Here is a 24,897-nt window from a genome sequence, read left to right on the forward strand (position 1 = left end):
GCCGAGGAGTAGCCGTGCATTACCAACCTAAACAAGACCTTTTACAGGACCGCATTATTCTGGTTACCGGTGCCAGTGATGGTATCGGACGTGAAGCCGCACAGACCTATGTGCGTTACGGCGCGACCGTTATTCTGCTTGGGCGTAACGAAGATAAACTGCGCCAGGTTGCCCGCACCATTGCCGATGAAAACGGTACGCAGCCACACTGGTTCACGCTGGATCTGCTCACTTGTACTTCTGAAGAATGCCACCAGCTCGCACAGCGCATTGCCGCACATTTTCCACGTCTGGATGGCGTTTTACATAATGCCGGATTACTGGGTGATATTTGTCCGATGAGCGAACAAAATCCGCAGGTCTGGCAAGATGTCATGCAGGTGAATGTGAATGCTACCTTTATGCTGACCCAGGCATTGCTGCCGCTATTACTGAAATCCGATGCCGGATCGCTGGTCTTTACCTCTTCCAGCGTCGGCCGCCAGGGACGCGCCAATTGGGGGGCGTATGCTACCTCCAAATTTGCTACCGAAGGCATGATGCAGGTTTTGGCAGATGAATATCAGAACCGTCACCTGCGCGTAAACTGTATCAATCCTGGCGGTACGCGTACCGGCATGCGAGCCAGCGCATTTCCCACTGAAGATCCGCAAAAATTGAAAACTCCCGCCGATATTATGCCGCTCTACCTGTGGCTGATGGGCGATGACAGCCGCCGTAAAACCGGTATGACTTTTGATGCCCAGCCGGGCCGTAAACCAGGAATAGCTCAATGAGTGAAGAACGCTACCAGCAGCGCCAGCAGCGCGTAAAAGAGCGGGTTGATGCCCGCGTTGCCGCTGCAAAGGATGAGCGCGGGATCATTATCGTGTTCACCGGAAACGGTAAAGGTAAAACCACCGCTGCGTTCGGGACCGCCACGCGCGCGGTGGGCCATGGTAAAAAAGTCGGCGTGGTGCAGTTTATTAAAGGTACCTGGCCAAACGGTGAACGAAACTTACTCGAACCCCATGGCGTAGAGTTTCAGGTTATGGCGACAGGATTTACCTGGGACACGCAAAACCGCGAGTCGGATACCGAAGCCTGTATGGCCGTGTGGGAACATGGAAAGCGAATGCTGGCTGACGCTGAGCTGGATATGGTTATCCTGGACGAACTGACCTATATGGTGGCGTACGACTATCTGCCGCTTGAAGAGGTTATCAATGCCTTAAATGCGCGTCCAGCCCATCAGACGGTGATTATCACCGGCCGGGGATGTCATCGCGATATTCTGGAGTTAGCGGATACGGTCAGCGAACTGCGCCCGGTTAAGCACGCGTTTGAAGCGGGCGTGAAGGCTCAGATGGGAATTGATTACTGACAGCAGGCCGGATAAGGCGCTTGCGCCGCATCCGGCTCCACGCTAACGCCTGATGGCGCTTTGCTTATCAGGCCTGGTCATGATTAACCGTTGTTGCTGCGACCGCCCGGACGACGGCTGCTGCCGACCTGTGAGTGGCGCTTCACCGCACGACGGATCTGGTTCGCCTTCATCCGACGACGATCTTTCTCGACGGCAACTTTAGAGGTCGTTTCCGGCTTCAGTTCCACCAGTTCACGCAAATAGTTGGTCTGCGCCAGATCAAGCTCCGTCCAGCCACCACGCGGCAGGCCTTTCGGCAGCGGGATATCGCCGTAACGGACACGGATAAGACGGCTTACCTGCACGCCTACAGCTTCCCACAGGCGACGTACTTCGCGGTTACGCCCTTCGGTCAGCGTGACGTTGTACCACTGGTTGATCCCTTCACCGCCGCTGAACTTGATCGTTTTAAATGCCGCCGGACCATCTTCCAACTGTACGCCACGGCTAAGATCGCGCAGTTTCGCGTCATCAACCTGACCAAACACACGCACCGCATATTCACGCTCAACTTCGCGGCTTGGATGCATCAGACGGTTTGCCAGCTCACCGTCGGTAGTGAACAACAGTAAACCGCAGGTATTCACATCCAGACGCCCTACGGCGATCCAGCGCGCATCGCGCAGTTTTGGCAGACGATCAAATACGGTCGGACGACCTTCCGGGTCGTTACGGGTACACAGTTCACCTTCTGGTTTGTAATAGGCCAGAACGCGACAGATTTGTTCCGCAGACTCTTTAACCGAAATCAGATGACCGTCGATACGGATTTTCAGACCCGGCGTCACTTCAACGCGATCGCCGAGCGTGGCAATTTTGCCATCAACGCTCACGCGGCCCGCGGCAATAATGGATTCAATTTCACGGCGAGAACCGTGGCCGGCGCGCGCCAGCACTTTTTGTAGCTTTTCGCTCATAGAGCTTCCTTTAGATGTCGCCTTCACAGGCGTCGAACAGGAGAATCAACGGCACCAGTCAGCGCCATTTTAAGGCCGCGTAGTATAGCGGTTCGCGCCCTTATAAGAAAGGTTTAACGTCGCCGACACCTTCACGCAAGACCACCGGAGAATCGTCGGTTAAATCGATGACCGTGGTCGGTTGCTGGCCGAGATAGCCACCGTGGATAATCAACTCCACCTGCTTCTCCAGACGATCTTTAATCTCTTCCGGGTCAGACTCGGTAAATTCACTGCCCGGCAGCATCAGTGACGTAGAAAGCATCGGTTCGCCCAGCGCTTCCAGCAGCGCCAGCGCAATCGGATTCGACGGCACACGCAGTCCGATGGTCTTACGTTTTTCCTGCAACAATCGACGTGGCACTTCTTTCGTCCCTTTCAGGATGAAGGTGTAGTTGCCCGGCGTGTTGTTTTTAATTAAACGAAAGGCCACGTTATCGACAAACGAATAGGTCGACAGTTCGGACAGGTCACGGCACATCAGCGTAAAGTTGTGTCCGTCCGGCAGGTGGCGAATGCGACAAATGCGCTCCATTGCGCCTTTATCTTCAATTTTGCAGCCCAACGCATAACCGGAATCGGTTGGATAGACAATCACCCCGCCCTTACGCACGATTTCAACGGCCTGATTGATCAGCCGCTGCTGCGGGTTTTCGGGATGAATATAAAAAAACTGGCTCATACTTTCCTCTCTGTAATCTCGGGCTGTTCCCAAAGTTGCCAGACGCCTTCTACGCCTGCGGGCAACCAGAGTTTACGACCCAGTTCAATCCACGGGCAGGGCTGATGAAAATCAGATCCTTGCGATGCCCACAATTGATGCTGGCGCGCAAGCGTCGCCAGATGGGTGCGTTCATTGGGAGACTGTTGGCACTGTGCCACTTCCATTGCGTCACCGCGATGTTCGGCGAAGTGTGCAACCAGTCTTTTCAGCCACTTAGCGCTAAGATCGTACCGCCCAGGATGAGCCAGAACTGCCTTACCGCCAGAATGATGAATGACATCAATAGCTTGTTCTATTGTACACCACTGCGGCGGAACGTAACCGGTTTTCCCACGGGCAAGGTATTTTTTAAAAACATCCGCGATAGTCGTGGCTTTTCCGCACTCCACCAGAAAACGCGCAAAATGCCCCCGAGTTACCGCCCCGCCATCTGCCAGACGCAATGCCCCTTCCCATGCGCCGGGAATATGCGCTTTATCAAGTCGTTCAGCAATCAGGCGCGCGCGCTGCTGACGACGTTCCGTTTGTTGCGCCAAAAACTCGAGCATCAGTGGATGAGAAATATCAATATTCAGACCCACAATATGGATCTCATGATTTTCCCACACCGTTGAAATCTCGACACCCGAGATCAGATTTAACGCTAAACCCGAACGTGAAATTTCTTCTCTTGCCGCCGCAATACCGGCCGTGGTGTCATGATCGGTGATCGCCAGTGTACCGACTCGCATCTCTACCGCACGGTGTACTAAGGCTTCAGGGGTTAATCGCCCATCAGAGGCTGTAGTATGACTGTGCAGGTCATAAATCACTGCGTAATTCGTGTCGCTCAAGGCGGCTCCCATTTCAATAAATGTCGTAACACGCCCATCATAGCGGTTTCGACAAATTTACTGAAATCAGGTGTTGACTTTACCCCATCGAACTAGTTAACTAGTACACAAGTTCACATGAAGAAGGTATCTGAGATGAAAGCAACATTTGTCCTGCACGGTTGGTGGCGCACTTCCTGATTTCGGGCAGTGTCTTACGTCTGCAATATGCAACCAGATACCCGGCCCGCCAACTGAGCGGGCTTTTTTTTGAACAAAATTAATGAGAATAACGATGCAAATACAAAAACCGACACTCGAATTGCTTACCTGCGATGCCGCCTACCGTGAGAATCCGACAGCGCTGTTTCATCAGGTGTGTGGCGCGCGTCCGGCGACGCTGCTGCTTGAATCCGCAGATATCAATAGCAAAGATGATCTGAAGAGCCTGCTACTGGTCGACAGCGCGTTACGCATCACCGCTTTGGGTGACACTGTCACTATCAAGGCCCTCTCCGCGAACGGCGCATCGCTGCTGCCCCTGCTGGATGCCGCGCTGCCTGCTGGCGTTGAAAACGAACAACAGCCGAACATACGTCATTTGAAATTTCCCAATGTAAGCCCGTTGCTGGATGAAGATGCCCGCTTATGTTCCCTTTCCGTATTTGATGCTTTCCGTTTATTGCAGGAACTGGTCAATGTCCCTGCGCAAGAACGTGAAGCGATGTTCTTCGGCGGTCTGTTTTCCTATGACCTGGTCGCCGGTTTTGAAGATTTACCTCAGCTTGAAGCAGGTAACCGTTGCCCGGACTACTGCTTCTATCTGGCTGAAACGCTGATGGTCATCGACCACCAGAAGAAAAGTACCCGCATTCAGGCCAGCGTGTTTACCCCCAGCGATGTCGAAAAACAGCGTCTGAACGCGCGTCTGGCGCAACTGAGTCAGCAGCTTACCGAGCCTGCGCCGCCGCTGCCCGTGACAGAAATTCCGCAGATGCGCTGCGAATGTAACCAGAGCGATGAAGAATTTGGCGCTGTGGTGCGCGGGATGCAAAAAGCCATTCGCGCCGGCGAGATTTTCCAGGTGGTTCCGTCCCGCCGTTTCTCACTGCCCTGCCCGTCACCGCTGGCGGCCTACTATGTGCTGAAGAAAAGTAATCCCAGCCCGTATATGTTTTTCATGCAGGACAACGATTTCACGCTGTTCGGCGCCTCTCCGGAAAGCTCGCTGAAGTATGATGCCACCAGCCGGCAGATTGAGATCTACCCGATTGCCGGAACGCGTCCACGCGGTCGCCGTGCGGATGGCTCGCTGGACCGCGATCTGGACAGCCGTATCGAACTGGAGATGCGTACCGATCATAAAGAGCTTTCCGAGCACCTGATGCTGGTTGACCTGGCGCGTAACGACCTCGCGCGCATCTGCACGCCGGGCAGCCGCTACGTTGCTGATCTGACCAAAGTGGATCGGTACTCCTTCGTGATGCACCTGGTTTCCCGGGTGGTCGGCGAACTGCGTAGCGATCTGGATGTGCTGCATGCGTACCGCGCCTGTATGAATATGGGCACGCTAAGCGGCGCGCCGAAAGTTCGCGCCATGCAACTTATCGCCGAGGCCGAAGGTCGTCGTCGTGGCAGCTATGGCGGCGCGGTAGGCTACTTTACCGCCCATGGCGATCTGGATACCTGCATTGTGATTCGTTCCGCCCTCGTGGAAGACGGTATTGCCACCGTACAGGCCGGTGCCGGGATTGTTCTGGATTCTGTTCCGCAGTCTGAAGCCGATGAAACCCGTAATAAAGCGCGTGCGGTTTTGCGTGCTATCGCCACTGCGCACCACGCACAGGAGACCTTCTAATGGCTGACATTCTGCTGCTCGATAACATCGACTCATTTACCTATAACCTGGCGGATCAGCTGCGTACTAACGGTCATAACGTGGTGATTTACCGCAACCATATTCCGGCCCAGACGTTAATCGACCGCTTAGCAACCATGAAAAACCCAGTGCTGATGCTCTCGCCGGGACCCGGTGCGCCAAGCGAAGCGGGCTGCATGCCGGAACTGTTAACCCGCCTGCGCGGCAAGCTGCCAATTATCGGTATTTGTCTGGGGCATCAGGCGATTGTTGAAGCCTACGGCGGCTATGTCGGTCAGGCCGGCGAGATCCTGCACGGTAAAGCGTCCAGCATTGAACACGACGGTCAGGCAATGTTCAGCGGTCTGGCAAATCCATTGCCGGTAGCGCGTTATCACTCACTGGTTGGCAGCAACGTTCCGGCTGGATTGACCATCAACGCCCACTTTAACGGCATGGTGATGGCTGTCCGTCACGATACCGATCGCGTGTGTGGCTTCCAGTTCCATCCGGAATCGATCCTCACCACCCAAGGCGCGCTTCTGCTGGAGCAAACGCTGGCCTGGGCGCAACAGAAACTCGAACAGACCAATACGCTGCAACCTATTCTGGAGAAACTGTATCAGGCTCAGACGCTGTCCCAGCAGGAAAGCCACCAGCTATTCTCTGCCGTAGTGCGCGGGGAACTGAAGCCGGAACAACTTGCTGCGGCCCTGGTGAGCATGAAAATTCGTGGCGAACACCCGCATGAAATTGCCGGTGCGGCGACCGCGCTGCTGGAAAACGCCGCCCCGTTCCCGCGCCCTGATTATCTGTTTGCCGATATTGTCGGTACCGGCGGCGACGGTAGCAACAGTATCAATATCTCCACGGCCAGCGCCTTTGTTGCGGCGGCCTGTGGACTGAAAGTGGCCAAACACGGCAACCGCAGCGTCTCCAGTAAATCGGGCTCTTCGGATCTGTTGGCGGCATTTGGCATTAATCTGGATATGAACGCAGATAAATCCCGTCAGGCGCTTGACGAGCTCGGCGTGTGCTTCCTGTTTGCACCGAAATACCACACCGGTTTTCGCCACGCCATGCCGGTACGCCAGCAGTTGAAAACCCGCACGCTGTTTAACGTGCTTGGCCCGTTGATTAACCCGGCGCATCCCCCGCTGGCGCTGATCGGCGTATACAGCCCGGAACTGGTGCTGCCGATTGCTGAAACGCTGCGTGTATTGGGGTATCAGCGTGCCGCGGTCGTACACAGCGGCGGCATGGATGAGGTTTCGCTGCATGCGCCGACTATTGTGGCAGAGCTGCATGATGGTGAAATCAAGAGCTATCAACTGACGGCAGAAGACTTTGGCCTGACGCCGTACCATCAGGAACAGCTGGCGGGCGGCACGCCGGAAGAAAACCGTGACATTCTTAGTCGCTTGTTACAAGGTAAAGGTGAAGCCGCTCATGAAGCAGCCGTTGCCGCGAATGTCGCCATGTTAATGCGCCTGCACGGTGAAGAAGATTTAAAAACCAATGCGCAAACCGTGATTAATGTGCTGCGTAGCGGCGCGGCCTACGACCGTGTCACTGCGCTGGCAGCAAGAGGGTAAATGATGCAAACCGTTTTAGCGAAAATTGTCGCTGACAAGGCGATTTGGGTAGAAGCCCGGAAACAACAACAACCGCTGGCCAGCTTTCAAAATGACGTACAACCCAGCGCTCGTGATTTCTACGATGCGCTGCAAGGCGCACGTACCGCCTTTATTCTGGAGTGCAAGAAAGCCTCGCCATCAAAAGGCGTGATCCGTGATGACTTCGACCCGGCACAGATTGCGGACGTATATAAACATTATGCTTCTGCAATTTCGGTGCTAACCGATGAAAAATATTTTCAGGGCAGCTTTGATTTCTTGCCCATCGTCAGCCGTATCGCGTCGCAGCCCATCCTGTGTAAGGACTTTATTATCGATCCTTACCAGATTTACCTGGCGCGTTTCTATCAGGCGGACGCTTGCCTGCTGATGCTGTCAGTGCTGGACGATGAGCAATACCGTCAACTCGCCGCCGTGGCCCATAGCCTGAAAATGGGCGTTCTGACTGAGGTCAGTAACGAAGAAGAGCTGGAACGCGCTATTGCGCTTGGCGCAAAAGTCGTCGGCATCAATAACCGAGATTTACGTGACCTGTCGATTGATCTGAATCGTACTCGCCAACTGGCCCCGCGTCTGGGCCATGGCGTAACTGTCATCAGCGAGTCCGGTATCAATACCTACGGCCAGGTACGCGAACTCAGCCACTTCGCCAACGGTTTTCTGATTGGCTCTGCGCTGATGTCGCATGATGACCTGCACGCCGCCGTGCGTCGGGTTCTGCTTGGCGAGAACAAAGTCTGCGGTTTGACCCGGGCTCAGGATGCAAACGCGGCATATGAAGCTGGCGCAATATATGGCGGGTTGATTTTTGTGCCCACATCACCGCGCGCGGTTAGCGTTGAGCAGGCGCGAGAAGTGATAAGCGGTGCGCCATTGCAGTATGTCGGCGTGTTCCGTAACACCGAGATTACCGAGGTGTGCGACAACGCGTTGGCCCTGGGACTGACTGCGGTGCAACTGCATGGCAGCGAAGATCAGACCTATGTTGACGCCCTGCGCGATGCGTTGCCCAAACAGGTGCAAATCTGGAAAGCGCTGAGCGTCAGCGAGACCTTGCCAGCCCGGGATTATCAGCATGTCGATAAATACGTGTTCGACAACGGCCAGGGTGGCAGCGGTCAACGCTTCGACTGGTCACTTTTAGGCGGGCAATCGCTGGATAACGTTTTACTGGCTGGCGGACTTGGCGCTGATAACTGTGTCAACGCGGCAAAAACCGGCTGTGCCGGGCTTGATTTTAATTCTGGCGTAGAGTCACAGCCGGGCATCAAAGATGCACGACTTTTGGCTTCGGTCTTTCAGACGCTGCGCGCATATTAAGGAAAAGGACATGACAACATTACTCAATCCGTACTTTGGTGAATTTGGCGGTATGTATGTGCCACAAATTCTGATGCCTGCCCTGCGTCAACTGGAAGAAGCTTTCGTCAGCGCGCAAAAAGATCCTGAGTTTCAGGCGCAGTTTACCGATCTGCTGAAAAACTATGCTGGTCGTCCAACCGCGCTGACCAAATGCCAGAACATTACTAACGGGACCAACACCACGCTGTATCTTAAGCGTGAAGATTTATTGCACGGCGGTGCGCACAAAACTAACCAGGTGTTGGGTCAGGCGTTACTGGCGAAGCGTATGGGGAAAACGGAAATCATCGCCGAAACCGGTGCGGGTCAGCACGGCGTTGCATCGGCGCTGGCCAGTGCATTGCTGGGTCTGAAATGCCGTATTTATATGGGTGCGAAAGACGTTGAGCGTCAGTCGCCTAACGTTTTCCGTATGCGTCTGATGGGAGCTGAAGTCATTCCTGTTCATAGCGGTTCTGCAACGCTGAAAGATGCCTGTAACGAAGCGCTGCGCGACTGGTCTGGCAGCTACGATACCGCGCACTATATGCTCGGGACAGCGGCGGGACCGCATCCTTTCCCGACCATAGTACGTGAATTCCAGCGCATGATCGGCGAAGAAACAAAAGCCCAGATTCAGGAAAAAGAAGGGCGTTTGCCGGACGCTGTTATCGCCTGCGTGGGCGGTGGTTCTAACGCCATTGGCATGTTTGCCGATTTTATTAATGAAACCAGCGTCGGTCTGATTGGCGTAGAGCCAGGCGGTCACGGGATCGAATCCGGTGAACACGGCGCACCGCTGAAACACGGTCGTGTCGGGATTTACTTTGGCATGAAATCCCCGATGATGCAGACCGAAGAAGGACAGATTGAAGAGTCTTACTCTGTTTCCGCAGGCCTGGATTTTCCGTCTGTCGGGCCGCAGCATGCATACCTGAACAGCATCGGACGCGCCGATTATGTTTCAATCACCGACGATGAAGCGCTGGAAGCCTTCAAAACGCTGTGTCTGCACGAGGGGATTATCCCGGCGCTGGAGTCCTCCCATGCCCTGGCTCACGCCCTGAAAATGATGCGTGAAAATCCGGAAAAAGAGCAGTTACTGGTAGTTAATCTCTCCGGTCGCGGCGACAAAGACATTTTCACCGTACACGATATTCTGAAAGCGCGAGGGGAAATCTGATGGAACGTTACGAAAATCTTTTTGCACAGTTGAAGGACCGCAAAGAAGGTGCTTTTGTCCCCTTCGTAACCCTGGGCGATCCGTCAGTTGAACAGTCACTGAAAATCATTGATACGCTGATTGAAGCCGGCGCTGATGCGCTTGAACTCGGCATTCCGTTCTCCGATCCGCTGGCGGACGGTCCGACTATACAGGAAGCCACACTGCGGGCGTTTGCCGCAGGCGTGACACCGTCACAATGCTTTGAGATGCTGGCATTGATTCGTCAGAAACACCCCACCATTCCAATTGGTCTGCTGATGTATGCCAACCTGGTGTTCAGCAAAGGTATTGACGAATTCTACGCTCAGTGCGAGAAAGTCGGTGTGGATTCGGTTTTGGTGGCAGATGTGCCTGTTGAGGAGTCTGCGCCATTCAGAGCTGCGGCACTCCGCCACAACATTGCGCCTATCTTTATCTGCCCGCCGAACGCTGATGAAGACCTGCTGCGCCAGATTGCCTCTTACGGTCGCGGCTATACCTATCTGCTTTCGCGTGCCGGCGTGACCGGCGCTGAAAATCGTGCGGCGTTACCGCTGCATCATCTGGTCGAAAAGCTGAAAGAATATGGAGCACCTCCGTCATTACAGGGCTTTGGTATCTCTGCGCCTGACCAGGTGACCGGCGCGATTGAAGCTGGTGCTGCCGGGGCAATTTCCGGCTCAGCGATTGTGAAAATCATTGAGAAGAATGTTGCCGCGCCTGAGCAGATGCTGGCGGAGCTGAAAGCCTTTGTCAGCGCGATGAAAGCAGCCACGCCTTACTAAGCGAAATCAACCGCCAGAGACTTCTGGCGGTTTTACCCTTCTTTCTTGTGCTTCATTTTATACATGGCGTTATCCGCATTCTGAATTGCCACATCCAGCTCACCGTTAACTTCCGCAATCCCCCACGATACTGACAATGGCACAGTATGACCGTCCACCACAAACACATGGCTGGTCACCTGCCCGCTAATACGTTGCGCAATTGCCGTGGCATCAGTTGCCTGCGAACGAAACAGCAGGATCATAAATTCATCCCCGCCGGTACGAATCACGATGTCATGACTGGTTCGGGTGTTAGACAGCATTCTGTTAGCGATAATTTGCAGCGCCCGATCGCCTGCCGCGTGGCCCCAGGTATCATTGACGGCCTTGAACTTATTGCAATCCAGTAGCACCACCGAGCAGTGTGATAAATCACGACGCTTGATGATATCGAGAATTCGGCGGTTAAAACAGCCGGTCAGCGTGTCGATATAAACCTTGAGGTCGCTTTCATTCAGCCAGGATTTTAGTGAGAAACTGATCATAATGAAGAAAAATGGCGCCAGCAGAATCACAATCCCAGCCTGCGTGTCGCGTGTCATAAAACGGCCTAATGACAGCGAATAGTGCAATGCATATTTATCTGATAGCTTGCGCACCATCAGGCGCGTTTTATCCACGCATTTACCAGATAAACAGAGGCTTTCATTGTTGGTTAAATTCACCAGCGCCACGTTCAGACTCTGTGGCATTTGATAGTCAAATGCATTGGCCAGCGCCTCCTGCAACTCAGGCTTTGAATGGTCATAGACCAGATAGGCCACGATTTGATCTGATATTTCCTTGCCAGACAGATCGTAGATATAGCTCACCACGCTGTAAGCTTTTTCACCGGTAATTTTATCGGTATAGAAGTTCGTTGAACTAAGGGCTTTGTTTTTGACGTTTTTTTGCAACAGTCGGGTATAGAAATCAACGGGCGGATAGAAAAAGTTGGTGATATCCCGCGCCATGTCAGAACTGGAGAAGCTGAAATGGCGCGAGTCGGACGCCATAAACCAGTAAAAATAATCCGAGTTTTTAGCAATGATGTAACGATGCGCATCAAAACTGCCCGGATTTAGCTCATTAACCATGCCACGAATAAACTCCGCCGCCGCATACATACACAGAGCGCTACGGCTGGTTTGCTGGGCAATAATTGTCCCTGTTGCCGAATGCACCCGCTTTGGGTCGGCGTTAATTCCCCATTCTCCCTCATTGCGAGGAACAAACTGCGACGTATCTCCACATTGACCGTCATTTTTGATGTGATGATAACGCTCACCAATTGCATCGGCGATCAGTTCATTGTCATTGAAAATATCCAGCATCCGAGCTTGCAGGCGGTTGATACCTTCACTGGTTGTGGCCATACGCTGTTCGTAAATGATAAACAGAAACAACGAAGTAAATACCAGAGTAATCAGCCCCGATACCAGCAGTGCCTGCCTGTTTCTGAGCTTATCCTGCACAATCTTCACGAGCCCACCCTGATAGTTAACAGTATTGCCAAACCGGTTACCCGATTATGTTGCTGCATAACGATGCTGTATGTTGATAGAGAATGTTAACCTTCCTGAGACTAATGATAATTTGAACTAGCGTCGCTTTTGGGTGTGAATAAAAGTTACAACCTTATACAATAAAAGCACATTTTTGTTAACACAAATGCAAACTAATCATCCCCTTCAATGGAATACCCTGCCCGACGAATAGCCTCTCTGCAGTCGTTCACACCAGCGGCATACCCTGCTTCGATCTCGCATACTGGACTGGCGCTGCAATAGGGCAGTTTAACCGGAGTGGCCATACGTTTCTCTATAATCTCAATTTTATTCATGCAATTCAGCAACTCACGCGCCGCAGTCAGGGCAAACTCAGCCGTATCATCGCCGGTGAACGATTCCAGAAGTGTGATTTTTTGCTGGAGCTGATGGCGGGTTAACATCGTCAATACCCTCAAAGCCAGTTTGCTTAAAGAATAGCATTACATCGAAGAGGAGAAGTACGCATTGACGATTCTGGCGGCAAATCTTGATCACAGCCTTCAAATTTATGACTGAGACCGGGAACGGTATCCTCGTACTTTTAAAGGACATATTTATCGGTAGCGAATGACTCTGCCCACCCCACATTTGATCTCAGATGTTGTCGTTGTTTTTAATGTGTAAGAGATGAGCATGGAAACACTGAACGCATCAATATCATAAAGTTTTAGTAATGATTCACAGGCAATCATATTATGTGTGAATATAATATTGGCTCATCAAGACTAAAATCATTATAGTGTCAGAGTCATGGCGTTATTTTTTACAAGGCCATCATAATTTCAGTTAGGTGATGTTATCAGATCGTGAATTAATTGTTATGCAAACATAGGGCGTTCCAGCCACTATTTTTACTTAACTTAAGTTCACTCCTTACACTATTCAAAAATCGAAAGGGACCAAATCACAGGATAACGACGACATAGCATTGAATAACGCGACATAAAGGCGATCACACCTGAGACAGGTCTGTGAGGTTGCCACATGTAACTTATTTACCCTCAATAATTGCATGAATAAACAATAAAAGCGCATAAGAAAGAACTTCTTATGTTTAAAACATATTCTCTTTGCCAGGATATTTGGGTCCGTAAATTAAAAATTATGTCTATCCAACTTAACCTTCAAATGGTCAGAAGTGGTTTACGTCCACTGAAAATAACCCCGATAATTATTTCCGTGCTAATCATTGCATGCGTTAATATTTTGAATGCAAAATATAATGCTGTAATCAATCGGACATTTGTATTTTTCATGATCATGCTTTCATTACGATGCATACAGCATGTTTTTTTCAGAAATATTCTGGCCGTTTTAATTTTGATACCTGTTGCAGCTGATATCACTCTTCAATTACATGTCTGGAATAATTACAGCTCAGAATTTAGTTATGGATTTGCGTTAAGTATTTTGAATACCACACCCAGTGAAGCGGTAGCGATGCTGAGATTGTATTGGCGCGACTGTGTGACGTTCTTTACACTTATAATGTTTTTTATTTACTCTATAAACACTGGCGCGAGGCCTGTACCCTATCGATTTCGTCACTACCCAATAGTTATTTTGGGATTAATAATTTTCTTTTTGTTTTCACAAGCATATCTCCACCAGATAAGAAAAAGTAATGTTGAAAGTCTGGTACAACGAGTCATCAGCTCCACTCCAGTAAGTACCGGAAAAGAGTTTATGCAGGCTATGCAAGATAACGCCATAATTTCTGACATCGGGACAAATATTCCCAATTATAAGATAACAGTAGCTGATACAGGAATTGAAAATTATATACTGATCGTCGGGGAATCTGCGCGTGCGTTAAACATGGGAATTTATGGATACGCAAGGGATACCACCCCTGAACTCATCAAACAAAAGCAGCAACTTTTACTGTTTCATAACGCGATTGCGCCTGCACCGGTAACAATCATGGCAGTCCCCTTGGCACTTACAGTTGACTCAGTGCAAGCACGTAACCCTCGTAACTATAGCGATAATATTATTAATATTACAAACCAGGCTGGCTATGACACTTACTGGTACAGTCGCCAGGGAAATGGCGGTGCGCATAACAATATAATTACCGGGATTGCCATGAATGCACATCAGCATGAATGGGTAGAGGATGGCTATGATGAGGCGTTGCTACCGTTATTGCATAAGGCATTACAGAAGCCAGGTAAGAAACTTATTGTCCTGCATTTATATGGCAGTCATGAACCTTCCTGTGAACGTTTTCCAGAAAGTGATACAGTCTTATTTGGTCAGAATAAAGCTGACGATTGTTATGATAATTCAATTCGCTATACTGATAAACTGATGGGTAATATATTCAATGAACTGGAAAACACTCGCTCATCAGTCATGTATTTTTCCGACCATGCGCTGATCCGCGATCCTGCACGCTCTGTAGTTTATTCTCATGGTGGTGTCAGACCGCCTAAAGAGGCATTGCAAATCCCCATGTATATTTGGTACAGCCATTTAGTCGATGAAAAAATAAAGTTCACTGGAGATTATAATACTCCGTGGTCTTCCGATGATCTTAATACTCTTGCCGAATTATGGCTTGGCATTCATCGTCAGGGTAGTGCGAAAAAGTCTATGAAATCCTGGTTAATAAACTACCAAAAAGAGATTTTCGTCATGGATACCACAGGTAAAAAATACAATTGGAATGATGTTCGTTAATGCTGAAGCGTTAGCAAAACTGGTCATCAAATGACCAGTTTTGCAGAGGGGTTTTGCAGAAGAACTTAAAAACGATAACCCGCAGAGAACATAAACACCCACGGATCGAGGCGTACGCTGTCGCTATAACGGGCTTGTGGCAGAACTGCACCATTAGATTTGTACTTCGCAGTCGTATCGATATCCATGTACCAGACCGACATGTTAATCAACCAGTCGCGGTTAATCAGATAGTCCATACCGACTTGCCCTGCCGCACCCCAGGAATCTTTCAGGCTCAGATCCGATAATCCGGTTTTTTTGCCGTTATCGTTAAAGCTTTCGTCGAAGAAGGTCGTGTAGTTCACACCAACACCAACGTAAGGACGCAGTTTGCTGCTGGAGTCACCGAAGTACCACTGTGCCATTAGCGTCGGCGGTAAGTGGTGGACAGTGGCAATATCGCCCGTCGCGGCAGTCCCAATTTTATGACGGAACGGCGTGGCTGCCAGTAATTCAACACCGATATTGTCGGTTGCCATGTAGGTGAATGTCAGCCCCAATTGGGTGTTATTGCTGACATCAAAGCCGCCCAGGCTTCCCAGCGTCCCCCCCGCACCTTCCGTCGGCCTGACGGTGGCAGAACCCGCACGAATAAAGAATTCTCCAGCCTCATGCGCAAATGCGTTACCAGAGAGAAGAGTTGTTAAAGCCAATGCTGCAACTGTTAATTTTTTCATGTCCGCTCCATCGTTATGGTTATAAAAGCGAAACAAATATACCCACATTGGAGTAATAAGTGATCTTACCTGGATCACATTGACTTTGATAATTTAACATTTATTGATCCAGATTAAGTTAGAACTTGCATACAAAATCCTGGTTAAGTTAATTCAGATCAATTTTGATATATTTTCGCCATGCAAGTGTTCGACACCCGCTGATGATAAGCGTTGCTTATTTGCCCATGATGCGCAGATAACAACCAGCGTTCTTGCATAACGCTGAAGTCATAGCCAAAAATTACCGGAGCTTTACAAAGATATGCCTTTCCATACGTCGTGCGATGCTGCCACTGTAGAGTTATCCAGGGTACAATTGCCCGCAAATGAACACCTGCAAAACTCAAGGAGAGTGCATGTCTATCACGGCGAAATCCGTTTACCGTGACACGGGAAACTTTTTCCGTAATCAATTCATTACCATCTTGCTGGTATCGTTGTTGTGCGCGTTTATCACAGTGGTGTTAGGGCATGCCTTTTCTCCCACCGACGCACAAATTGCGCAGCTCAGTGAAGGTGATCAGTTAACCAGTAGCGTGGGTCTGTTCGATCTGGTACAAAATATGACCCCGGAGCAGCAGCAAATTCTGCTACGCGCTTCCGCGGCGTCGACATTTTCAGGCCTGATTGGTAATGCCATCCTCGCGGGAGGTGTTATCCTGATGATTCAGCTGATTTCAGCAGGTCATCGGGTCAGCGCGTTACGCGCCATCGGCGCCAGTGCGCCAGTGCTGCCCAAGCTGTTTATTCTGATTTTTCTGACTACTCTGCTGGTGCAAATCGGTATTATGCTGGTGGTCGTACCCGGTATTCTGCTGGCCATCCTGTTAGCACTCGCACCGGTGATGTTGGTACAGGATAAAATGGGTGTCTTTGCCGCTATGCGCAACAGTATGCGTCTGGCATGGTCTAACATGCGACTGGTTGCGCCAGCAGTGATCGGTTGGCTGCTGGCAAAAACGCTGCTGTTGCTTTTTGCGCCAAGTTTTGCGGTACTTACGCCGAACGTAGGCGCGGTATTGGCGAATACGCTGAGCAATATGATCTCCGCCGTGTTGCTGATCTATTTGTTCCGCCTGTACATGCTGATTCGCCAATAAACCCTGAACGCATACCGGGCGCATGCCTGGTGCTTTTGATGACGGAATCGATGAATGAAGCAGTTTCTTGATTTTTTACCGCTGGTTGTCTTTTTTGCTTTTTATAAGCTTTACGACATCTACGCGGCGACCTCGGCACTGATTGTCGCGACGGCTGTGGTTTTAATTTACAGCTGGGTTCGCTATCGCAAGGTCGAGAAGATGGCGTTAATCACCTTTGTTCTGGTTGCCGTATTCGGTGGCCTGACTATCTTCTTCCACAACGATGAATTCATTAAGTGGAAAGTCACGGTGATTTACGGACTGTTTGCCGGTGCACTGCTGGTTAGCCAGTGGGTGATGAAAAAGCCGCTGATTCAGCGCATGTTAGGCAAAGAGCTAACTCTGCCGCAGCCGGTGTGGTCGAAGCTTAATGTCGCCTGGGCCATCTTTTTCATTCTGTGTGGCCTGGCGAATATCTATATCGCTTTTTGGCTGCCGCAGAATATTTGGGTCAACTTTAAAGTATTCGGCCTGACAGCTCTGACCTTATTCTTCACGCTGCTGAGCGGTGTCTATATTTACCGCCATCTGCCGCAGGAAGATAAATCGTAATACATGCTCGCCAGATCAACCGATCTGGCGAATTTTTATCCCCTCACGTTCCTCATTGCCGTTAACCCGGCTTACTTGCGCGCCACACGCCGCATCCCTCTGTTCTCAACGCGCAAATTCTAGTAGCATCGCGCCTGTAATCTTTCTCTATAGTCGGTTCAACAATGACAACAACGAATAATACTCCCCAGGGTGAGCTGGTTTTACGCACTCTGGCTATGCCTGCCGATACCAACGCGAACGGTGATATTTTTGGCGGCTGGCTGATGTCACAAATGGATATAGGTGGCGCTATTCAGGCCAAAGAGATCGCACATGGTCGTGTGGTAACGGTACGGGTTGAAGGGATGAGCTTTTTACGCCCGGTTGCCGTAGGTGATGTGGTTTGTTGCTATGCGCGCTGTGTGAAGCGCGGGACGACCTCGATCAGCATTAATATTGAAGTCTGGGTGAAGAAAGTTGCATCAGAACCTATCGGCCAGCGCTATAAAGCCACCGAAGCCCTGTTTATCTATGTTGCCGTTGATAAAGACGGTAAGCCTCGCCCAATCCCTACCCTGGCCTGATAAGTCACGATAGCTTCGCCATCCGGCAATCACGCAACTCATTGCTTAGTGCCGGATGGCGGCGAACCGCCCAATCCGGCCTGCGCCTTATTCGATCTGCGTTGCGCCGTTCAGACGGAAAACGATATTCACTACCAGTCCGGAACCCGGTTTACCGGCCTCATAGCGCCATCTGCGCATCGCATTTTTTACTTCACGCTCAAACATATTCGCCGGCTGCGCGGACAGAACTTCCACATTTTCGACGCGCCCGTCTGGCGTCACGTCAAATTTGACCTTGACGCGCCCTTCTATTCGCAGAGCCTGTGCTCGCGCCGGATACTGTGGCTGATTTCTGCTTAAAGCCCGTGGGCCAGATGGCGCACTCACCGCGGGTTTACTGGTTGCCGGCGCGGTACTGGTCGTTGGACGCGCTGGCGCCGTGTTTTCAAACGGGGATGCCGGGCGTGGCTCTGCTGGTTTAGCATCACGTTTAGGCTGCTCTACCACTTTTTTCACCGGTTTTGGCTTCGGTTTAGGCTTGGGTTTCGGTTTCTCAATTACTACCGGTGCCTCTTTTGGTGGTTCCGGGATCGGCTCTGGTTCCGGTTCAGGCTCGACGACGGGTTCTGGCGGCGGCTGAACGGCCTGAGGCGGTTCGAGATCGGCAGGCGCGACCATCGTAACGGAGATCGGCTGCGCTGGCGCAGGCAGTTCAATAACCTGATGTACCGAGGTATACAATAGACCCGCCACTACGGCACCATGGATGCCGACGGAAAGTAACGTTGGCCAGGGAAAGCGACGAGGTAAATCAAGGGTCATTGTATTGTAGCTATTCGGCATTGTAGCATTAGCCATAACGTTTATAAGTTCATCTTTAAATGATAATCAATTGCATGGGAGTTTATCACCATGAGGGCCGTAATTACATACCTTCGTTACAGTTCAGCTATACAAGGTGTTGATGGTGCTGATTCAACCAGACGACAAAATGAGCTATTCAAACAGTGGTTAAGGAAGAATAGCGATGCTCAAGTAGTAGCATCTTTCAATGATGAGGGTCTATCCGGTTACAAAGGTAAACACTTATCAGGGCAATTTGGGGATATGCTTTCCCGTATTGAGTCTGGGGAATTTCCAGAAGGAACAATTCTACTAGTTGAAGCTATCGACCGTATAGGTCGTCTTGAGCATCTTGAAACAGAAGCCTTGATGAATCGCATCTTAGGCAACGGGTTAGAGATTCACACGCTACAAGATGGTCTTATCTACACAAAGGATGCTTTAGCCGATGATTTAGGAATCTCAATCATTCAGCGTGTCAAAGCCTACATAGCGCATCAGGAGAGTAAACAGAAGTCTTTCCGTGTTTCTCAAAAGTGGGAACAGCGTGTAAAGCTTGCCCTTGCTGGTGAACAACGTTTAACAAGGAATGTTCCCGGATGGATTGACCCTGAGACTTTTAAACTCAATGAACATGCTGAGACTGTAAGGCTGATTTTCAAGCTGCTGCTAGATGGTGAAAGTCTGCATAACATTGCACGTCACCTTCAAAGCAACGGTATAAAGTCTTTTAGTCGCCGTAAAGATGCTAATGGGTTCTCTGTTCACTCTGTACGTACCATTTTAAGGTCAGAGACAACGATAGGCACGTTACCAGCATCACAGCGTAATGACCGCCCCGCTATACCGAACTACTACGAAGCCGCTGTAGATGCTTCAACGTTCAATAAAGCTCAAGAGATTCTTGGTAAGAACCGTACAGGCCGTACACCTGCAAGTGATAACCCATTAACGATTAACCTCTTCAAAGGTCTGTTTAGGTGTCAATGTGGGGCTAGTGTTCATCCCACCGGAACCAAGAATAAGTATGCGGGGGTCTACAGGTGCAATAACCATCTAGACGGTCGTTGTGATGTTCCACCGTTGAAGCGTAAACCGTTTGATAAGTGGATGATTGATAATTTTCTGGGGATGATTGACGTTGTTAGTGACGGGGAATCTGAGAGGAAAATTGCAGCGTTACAGCATGAGGTTGAAACTGTCACAGCCAGAATCAAGAAAGCTACCGCCCTACTTCTTGAGATGGATGATATTACAGAGTTGAAATTGCAAGTGAAGGAACTTAACCAGAAGCGCACAGAGCTACAGACCACGATTGATAGCATGAAGCGTAAAACTTCACTCAGTGACAAGGAACTACCCCAGCTTAAAAATATTGACCTTGCGACTAAAGCGGGTCGTGTTGAGTGTCAGTTGATTCTGTCCAAACATCTGGAATCCCTGACATTAGATGAAGGGGTTGTGACGGTTAAATTACAGAATGGCACTGAAATAATCGTTCCTACAGACCCGCTACCACTAAATGATGGAACATCAATCTTTGAAATTGCTGATAAAAAACTACTGGATATTGATGCTTATCAACTGTAACTTTCAGGGGCTATGAGGCCCCTTTTTATATCGCTAGTAAGTACCGCGCTTATTCGGGTTCACAGAATACTTCCGCAAAACCTGACCAGTGCCACTATTAAGCGCCTTCGAAGCCTGAGCGTTAGCAGAATCTGAGAAGGTACTCTCACCGCTCTTAATGCTAACGCTCTTGGAACAAGCGACACGGGCTTCAAGCTGTTCGTTAGACAATTCACTTGATGGATAGTTGTAAAGTTCTTTGCAGGTCAACATAGGGCTTCCAAGGCTCGTTGTAGTATTACCTGTGTTCTTAAGCCCTGTAGTAGCATCATCATTAGTTGTCATAGGTTGTCCGGTAGCTGAAGAGATATCAGTCTGACCGACGATTGATTTAAACTCTACCCCTTGAAATGTCATCTGGATTCTTAATCCATTGGTAATAGTATGCTCTTTACTCGCCTTAAACTGTGTAATTACTGAGTCAGTGATAGAGATTCCATCTTTACAGATAATAGTGACGATTTGCTTCTGGTCTCGCCACTGTTCAACGGTTGAAATAAAGGTCTCTACAAGTTGCCCTTGTCGAGTTAGCAGAATTGAACCTGTCGAATCAATCACTACGACGCCACTAATTGAAATTACTTTAGGTGCTCTCTGAACGTTATCGGTGATAGTCTGCCCAGATTGCATAGCCTGTGTTGTAACCTGCATAGGGCTGTCATAGTCCATCTGTTCAGTAGCAGTTAAGGCAAGAAAAGATTCTACATCATCCCTTAAATGAAAATAGATACCGTCTTTACCGGAGTATTTGAATTGTGTGCTTGTAATAGCCATCTTATTTATTCCTTCTTAATGATGTGCTACGTGAATACACCTGAGTAGTTATAGGTATCAGTTTTTATTTTTCACGTAGCACACTGTTATTCATCTTCTGGGTAACTAGAATTTAGAAGCATGTCTTGTGTGAACTGGTCACTAGCTGATTGGCTGAATGTAAAAAAAGCTGGTTCATCAGGTCTGACAGTTGCTTCACCAGTGATATTAACTGCTAGGGGCTTCTTAGCTTCTGCTGTTAAAGCGTCTACTTTGCGTGATAGTTCGCTAATAGATGTAGCTAACTGAATATCACTATTGCTATTAATAACTGGCTGAGGCGTACTATTAATAAAGTTATTCATCGGCTCTTGGAAGTTAGCAACTTTATTAGCTGCACCACTAAACCAATCAGCAATAGAATTACCAATCTTAGCCCAGCCTTCATTAATCTGATTCGGCTTAGATGAGTCACCTTTATATTCAGGATTGAAGTTTGTCTCTGTTCCAATACCTGATTGGTGTAAGTTCGGATTCTTAGCTGCTTCAGGATTTAAATTATCAAGAGCAAAGTTTACCAACTCCGCATAAAGAACAACTTTACCAACCTTACTTAATGCACCACCTGAAGAACTGACCTTACCAGCTTTAGTTTTATTAACAGCGTTACCAAATGAAGTAACAGCACTTGCAAGGTTTAATAAGCCACCAGCTACATTTGCAGCCTTTTGAGCGGTAACAGCTACAGCAAGCATTTTCAAACCATCAATTAATCCACCGGATAAACCATCAACAATTTTCTTCTGTGTTTCATCTAATGAACGATAAGCCAGCGTCATTTCGTCAAAGAACGCTCTTACCCTGTAACTAATATCGGTCAATGAGTCGATGCCATGTGACATATCACTCATCAAGCTACCAAGAGATTCACCTAATGTTTTACCAGTTCCACCAAGAGCGTTTAAAATATTGGTCAAGCTTCTTGTAAAGTCCTGCAAACCATTTTCAGAACCTTTGAAAATATCTGTTAGTGAGTTATTCCAAGTATTCTTCAGGTTTCCTAGCATCGTCTGTGTAGAATCCTGAATAGCTTTCCAGCCACCTCTGGAATTAATCTGTGAACCAAGTTCTTTAGCAAATTTAGGGAGTGCATCAGAGGCTTTAACGTCACCATTCTTCATCTTATCAAAAAGTTGTTTTTCAGTCAGACCTAAAGCCTTTGCAAATGCCTGAGTAGCACCCGGCAAAGCTTCAGCTAATTGACCTTTCAACTCTTCAGACATTACCTGACCTTTAGAGGCCATCTGTGATAAAGCGGTTAGCGCTCTCTTAATCTCTTCATCTGAACGCCCCATCAATCGGGCATAACCTGTTAAGTTTTTAAATAACTCTTCTGAACCTTCAAGACCCATCGTATTTTTTGCAGATGCACCAAATGAAGCAAATTGTGCTTGTGTTTCGGTTGTATCCATACCCGTGACTTTGGTTAAATCCTGAATGAACTTTTTAACCTGTGTACTCTGGTCACCAAATACGAAATCAATACTTCTTTCCGATGAAGCACGTTGAAGACCGGTTTCCATAATCTTTTGATAGCTGTTTAGTACAGCCTGCACACTGATAAATGCACCTGCTGTTTTAACTGCTGCTAAAGACAGACTATCAAGACTGTTAGCCGCTTTATTCCCGTTAATCCCAGATGTGACACCTTTGGATTTAACAAGCGCTTCTCGTACACTTGCATTTAACTGAGCTAACTTCTCATTAAACTTAGAGTTATCCATTGAACCAGCTTTACCAGCTAACCCATAAAACTGACTCTTAATGTATTTCTGCAAAATAGGGTCGAAGCCTTTTAGCTTAGACATATTAGCTTGATAAGCCGCTCTTACTGCTCGGTCACCTGTATTTACTCTCGGTTGCCTTGGTTGTTTAAGAACGCCATTAACTTGACTGGTAAACTGAAATGCTTTTGTGTTTCTTGCTCGTTGCTCAAGTTTATTAAAAGTCTTGTTAAACTTTCTTTCAAGTTGCCCTAAAGAACTTGTCAGATTGCTATCAAGTTGTTTTGTATTAATCCTGAAACCTTTGTTTAGGTTCTTTTCGATACGTTGAGCAGACTGCATAGCCATCTTCTCAACTCTCTGCAAACCTTTTACAACCTTTTCACTGAAGCCAAGTTCTACAATAAAACTATCAACTGTATACTGTGCCATTACATATATTTTCACCTCTTATCTTTTAAATACAAAAAAGGGAAAGACCAACCAATCAAGGCTAATCTCTCCCTTTGACTTTATAGACTCGATAGAGCCTATATTATTTACCCAACCAACTTTAATGTCTGACAAGATAATGCAATTCCGTTTCACCTACGATTTGAGCATCAGAAGGAACACGGTCAATACACCACTTTGGAATCTTGCGTGTTTTTACTGTGTGTGAGGTGCTGGCCTGACGTTTATTTTTAACTCTTAGTTTCGGCTTGTGTGGTTGGTTTTTAATTTTTTCACAGACTGCCTTGATAGTTTTTAAACGCTTCTCATACATTAATCACCCTTCACTTAAGCGCTTTAGAATATTTGGTTGAAATTGCTGTAAGCTGCTCAATATCACTTTGTAGAGCAAACTTTTTAGAATCCTCATATTCCTTCACGAGTTCTTTCATAATCTTAAGCTGGTTAGCCAGTTCTTTTTTAAGTTTGCCAAGCTTGGCATTGAAAAGTTCAAGCAGATTCTTTTCCGCAAGAGCGTTAATCTCTTCATCGGTTTTATCACTTAAAATAATGTAAGAACCGGAACCGCGTAAGGCTGGCTTAACGGAAATTAAACGGAACCCTTCAGGGATGTTTTGAATTGCTTTCTGTACGTCCTCTTTATATGTCCCAAAGCCGTCATTATAGTCAAACTGGTAGTATAAACGTGGATTTTTCTTAATCTCGTAATCAACGTCAAGATACTTTGTTTCCTCAAAATGCTTCAGCGTTGCATATGCTGCATCTAGTTTATCACGTTGTTCTTGAAGGACTGGTCTATATTTGCTTTCCACCTGAAGTAATGCTTCAGCTTTCCCGCTATCATGTGACAGGATTTTCTCAGGATTTACATGATGGATATAACCACCAGGAACAAGTTTTCTTAGTCGCTCCATCTCATATTCTTCATCTGCAATTCTTTCAGATAGCTTCTGAGCTGGGTGTAACTCCCCCTTGCTGAAATTAATATTATCAATTGCTAGTGGTCTGCTATCAATTTCTTTTTCATGTTCATTACGAATAGCCATTTCATTCACCTCTTTAGTTTATTTGTTATTTCAATTCATAGAAGCACACTCAGCAATCAGAGGTGAAGGGTCTGACTGAACAAGAACCTGCCAAGTGTGCTTTTAAAAACTGAAAAAAGCCCTAAAATTAAAGATGATTCGGAAGAAGCATCCTCATTAGGGCTAACGTCTGTAGGATATATCAGGATTGGTTAAAGCTTCTTAGAATAGCCTCTCAAGTGTGGGACTTAAAAGGCCATGAAAGCAAGCATTGCACTTACCAGAATATCTATCCACTAGATGTTTTTTTGTTGAAATATAAATAGAGAGAGTTGCTCTCCCATACTTAAAATTATGGCACATTTGAGGTTATTTGTCAACAAGTTTTTAACAATCTGGTAACATCAATTTCTGTTAGTTGCGTTACCA

The 24,897-nt window shown here is 48.4% G+C and carries 24 protein-coding genes, 1 pseudogene and 1 other annotated feature; of the genes and pseudogenes, 14 read left to right on the forward strand and 11 right to left on the reverse strand.

Annotated features, from left to right (window positions below; translation table 11 throughout):
* Positions 1-14 precede the first annotated feature (14 nt).
* Together ACVXHP_RS05455 and cobO are read left to right on the forward strand one after the other, a co-directional pair.
* Positions 15-776, forward strand: a complete 762-nt coding sequence (locus ACVXHP_RS05455) for a YciK family oxidoreductase (RefSeq protein WP_200006293.1) — start codon at positions 15-17, stop codon at positions 774-776.
* Positions 773-1,363, forward strand: coding sequence for a cob(I)yrinic acid a,c-diamide adenosyltransferase (gene cobO, locus ACVXHP_RS05460; RefSeq protein ID WP_137398312.1), 591 nt, complete (start codon positions 773-775; stop codon positions 1,361-1,363). The genes ACVXHP_RS05455 and cobO overlap by 4 nt, the downstream gene beginning before the upstream one ends.
* Before the next feature lie 83 nt (positions 1,364-1,446).
* Here cobO and rluB read toward each other — a convergent pair whose 3' ends face one another.
* The 3 genes from rluB to rnm all read right to left on the reverse strand — a co-directional run bounded on the left by rluB (position 1,447) and on the right by rnm (position 3,918).
* Positions 1,447-2,322: a 23S rRNA pseudouridine(2605) synthase RluB gene (rluB, locus tag ACVXHP_RS05465; protein ID WP_003020625.1), complete on the reverse strand. Its 876-nt coding sequence runs from the start codon at positions 2,320-2,322 to the stop codon at positions 1,447-1,449.
* 100 nt (positions 2,323-2,422) lie between these two features.
* On the reverse strand, positions 2,423-3,043 hold the full coding sequence (locus tag ACVXHP_RS05470; protein ID WP_042308069.1) for an L-threonylcarbamoyladenylate synthase: 621 nt from the start codon (positions 3,041-3,043) through the stop codon (positions 2,423-2,425).
* Positions 3,040-3,918 (reverse strand): RNase RNM, encoded by an 879-nt coding sequence (gene rnm, locus ACVXHP_RS05475; protein ID WP_447571016.1) that lies wholly within the window; start codon positions 3,916-3,918, stop codon positions 3,040-3,042. The genes ACVXHP_RS05470 and rnm overlap by 4 nt, the downstream gene beginning before the upstream one ends.
* Before the next feature lie 135 nt (positions 3,919-4,053).
* Here rnm and trpL point away from each other — a divergent pair, with 135 nt between their 5' ends.
* The 6 genes from trpL (at position 4,054) to trpA (ending at position 10,722) form a co-directional block, all read left to right on the forward strand.
* Positions 4,054-4,098, forward strand: a complete 45-nt coding sequence (gene trpL / locus ACVXHP_RS05480) for a trp operon leader peptide (protein WP_012905981.1) — start codon at positions 4,054-4,056, stop codon at positions 4,096-4,098.
* Positions 4,075-4,169: a sequence feature (Trp leader region), on the forward strand. Its footprint overlaps the gene before it by 24 nt.
* A 23-nt stretch (positions 4,170-4,192) precedes the next feature.
* Positions 4,193-5,755 (forward strand): anthranilate synthase component 1, encoded by a 1,563-nt coding sequence (locus tag ACVXHP_RS05485; protein WP_447571017.1) that lies wholly within the window; start codon positions 4,193-4,195, stop codon positions 5,753-5,755.
* A complete protein-coding gene (gene trpD / locus ACVXHP_RS05490; RefSeq protein ID WP_316128787.1) occupies positions 5,755-7,350 on the forward strand; it encodes a bifunctional anthranilate synthase glutamate amidotransferase component TrpG/anthranilate phosphoribosyltransferase TrpD in 1,596 nt (531 codons plus the stop codon). Before ACVXHP_RS05485 ends, trpD begins: the two co-directional genes overlap by 1 nt.
* A gap of 3 nt (positions 7,351-7,353) precedes the next feature.
* Positions 7,354-8,712 (forward strand): bifunctional indole-3-glycerol-phosphate synthase TrpC/phosphoribosylanthranilate isomerase TrpF, encoded by a 1,359-nt coding sequence (trpCF, locus tag ACVXHP_RS05495; RefSeq protein ID WP_200006837.1) that lies wholly within the window; start codon positions 7,354-7,356, stop codon positions 8,710-8,712.
* A 10-nt stretch (positions 8,713-8,722) separates the two neighbouring features.
* The gene (gene trpB, locus ACVXHP_RS05500) at positions 8,723-9,916 is read left to right on the forward strand and encodes a tryptophan synthase subunit beta (RefSeq protein ID WP_447571018.1); all 1,194 of its coding nucleotides are present in this window, start codon (positions 8,723-8,725) and stop codon (positions 9,914-9,916) included.
* Positions 9,916-10,722: a tryptophan synthase subunit alpha gene (gene trpA / locus ACVXHP_RS05505; RefSeq protein WP_447571019.1), complete on the forward strand. Its 807-nt coding sequence runs from the start codon at positions 9,916-9,918 to the stop codon at positions 10,720-10,722. The genes trpB and trpA overlap by 1 nt, the downstream gene beginning before the upstream one ends.
* Before the next feature lie 32 nt (positions 10,723-10,754).
* Here the strand turns inward: trpA and ACVXHP_RS05510 are convergent, their stop codons facing one another.
* Entirely contained in the window at positions 10,755-12,227 is a 1,473-nt protein-coding gene (locus ACVXHP_RS05510; protein WP_200006288.1) for a GGDEF domain-containing protein, read from the reverse strand.
* A 194-nt stretch (positions 12,228-12,421) separates the two neighbouring features.
* Positions 12,422-12,694, reverse strand: coding sequence for a hypothetical protein (locus ACVXHP_RS05515; RefSeq protein ID WP_200006287.1), 273 nt, complete (start codon positions 12,692-12,694; stop codon positions 12,422-12,424).
* Positions 12,695-13,343: 649 nt separating this feature from the next.
* Here ACVXHP_RS05515 and ACVXHP_RS05520 point away from each other — a divergent pair.
* On the forward strand, positions 13,344-14,978 hold the full coding sequence (locus tag ACVXHP_RS05520) for a phosphoethanolamine transferase (RefSeq protein ID WP_447571020.1): 1,635 nt from the start codon (positions 13,344-13,346) through the stop codon (positions 14,976-14,978).
* 65 nt (positions 14,979-15,043) lie between these two features.
* Here the strand turns inward: ACVXHP_RS05520 and ompW are convergent, their stop codons facing one another.
* Positions 15,044-15,697 carry an outer membrane protein OmpW gene (ompW, locus tag ACVXHP_RS05525; RefSeq protein ID WP_316128791.1) on the reverse strand — a complete coding sequence of 218 codons (654 nt, stop codon included), beginning with the start codon at positions 15,695-15,697 and terminating at the stop codon, positions 15,044-15,046.
* A 283-nt stretch (positions 15,698-15,980) separates the two neighbouring features.
* On the opposite strand from ompW, the pseudogene ACVXHP_RS05530 reads away from it, so the two are divergent.
* The 4 genes and pseudogenes from ACVXHP_RS05530 to yciA all read left to right on the forward strand — a co-directional run.
* A pseudogene (locus ACVXHP_RS05530) lies at positions 15,981-16,067 on the forward strand (YkgJ family cysteine cluster protein); the annotation flags it as partial.
* A gap of 28 nt (positions 16,068-16,095) precedes the next feature.
* The gene (locus ACVXHP_RS05535; protein WP_003020663.1) at positions 16,096-16,839 is read left to right on the forward strand and encodes a YciC family protein; all 744 of its coding nucleotides are present in this window, start codon (positions 16,096-16,098) and stop codon (positions 16,837-16,839) included.
* 54 nt (positions 16,840-16,893) lie between these two features.
* Positions 16,894-17,433: a septation protein A gene (locus tag ACVXHP_RS05540; RefSeq protein WP_200006285.1), complete on the forward strand. Its 540-nt coding sequence runs from the start codon at positions 16,894-16,896 to the stop codon at positions 17,431-17,433.
* A gap of 164 nt (positions 17,434-17,597) precedes the next feature.
* Positions 17,598-17,999 (forward strand): acyl-CoA thioester hydrolase YciA, encoded by a 402-nt coding sequence (gene yciA / locus ACVXHP_RS05545; RefSeq protein ID WP_003020670.1) that lies wholly within the window; start codon positions 17,598-17,600, stop codon positions 17,997-17,999.
* 87 nt (positions 18,000-18,086) lie between these two features.
* On the opposite strand, the gene tonB is transcribed toward yciA, so the two are convergent.
* Complete coding sequence (gene tonB / locus ACVXHP_RS05550) at positions 18,087-18,803, reverse strand: TonB system transport protein TonB (protein WP_204562032.1); 717 nt, start codon at positions 18,801-18,803, stop codon at positions 18,087-18,089.
* A 90-nt stretch (positions 18,804-18,893) separates the two neighbouring features.
* On the opposite strand from tonB, the gene ACVXHP_RS05555 reads away from it, so the two are divergent.
* Positions 18,894-20,414 carry a recombinase family protein gene (locus ACVXHP_RS05555; RefSeq protein ID WP_447571021.1) on the forward strand — a complete coding sequence of 507 codons (1,521 nt, stop codon included), beginning with the start codon at positions 18,894-18,896 and terminating at the stop codon, positions 20,412-20,414.
* A 33-nt stretch (positions 20,415-20,447) separates the two neighbouring features.
* Here ACVXHP_RS05555 and ACVXHP_RS05560 read toward each other — a convergent pair whose 3' ends face one another.
* The 4 genes from ACVXHP_RS05560 to ACVXHP_RS05575 all read right to left on the reverse strand — a co-directional run bounded on the left by ACVXHP_RS05560 (position 20,448) and on the right by ACVXHP_RS05575 (position 24,489).
* A complete protein-coding gene (locus ACVXHP_RS05560) occupies positions 20,448-21,227 on the reverse strand; it encodes a phage baseplate protein (RefSeq protein WP_447571022.1) in 780 nt (259 codons plus the stop codon).
* 86 nt (positions 21,228-21,313) lie between these two features.
* Positions 21,314-23,422, reverse strand: coding sequence for a tape measure protein (locus tag ACVXHP_RS05565; protein WP_447571023.1), 2,109 nt, complete (start codon positions 23,420-23,422; stop codon positions 21,314-21,316).
* Between the two features lie 121 nt (positions 23,423-23,543).
* A complete protein-coding gene (locus ACVXHP_RS05570; protein ID WP_447571024.1) occupies positions 23,544-23,756 on the reverse strand; it encodes a hypothetical protein in 213 nt (70 codons plus the stop codon).
* A 10-nt stretch (positions 23,757-23,766) separates the two neighbouring features.
* Positions 23,767-24,489 carry a hypothetical protein gene (locus ACVXHP_RS05575; RefSeq protein ID WP_447571025.1) on the reverse strand — a complete coding sequence of 241 codons (723 nt, stop codon included), beginning with the start codon at positions 24,487-24,489 and terminating at the stop codon, positions 23,767-23,769.
* Positions 24,490-24,897: the final 408 nt, after the last annotated feature.

The organism is Citrobacter freundii complex sp. 2025EL-00176, from assembly GCF_053309355.1.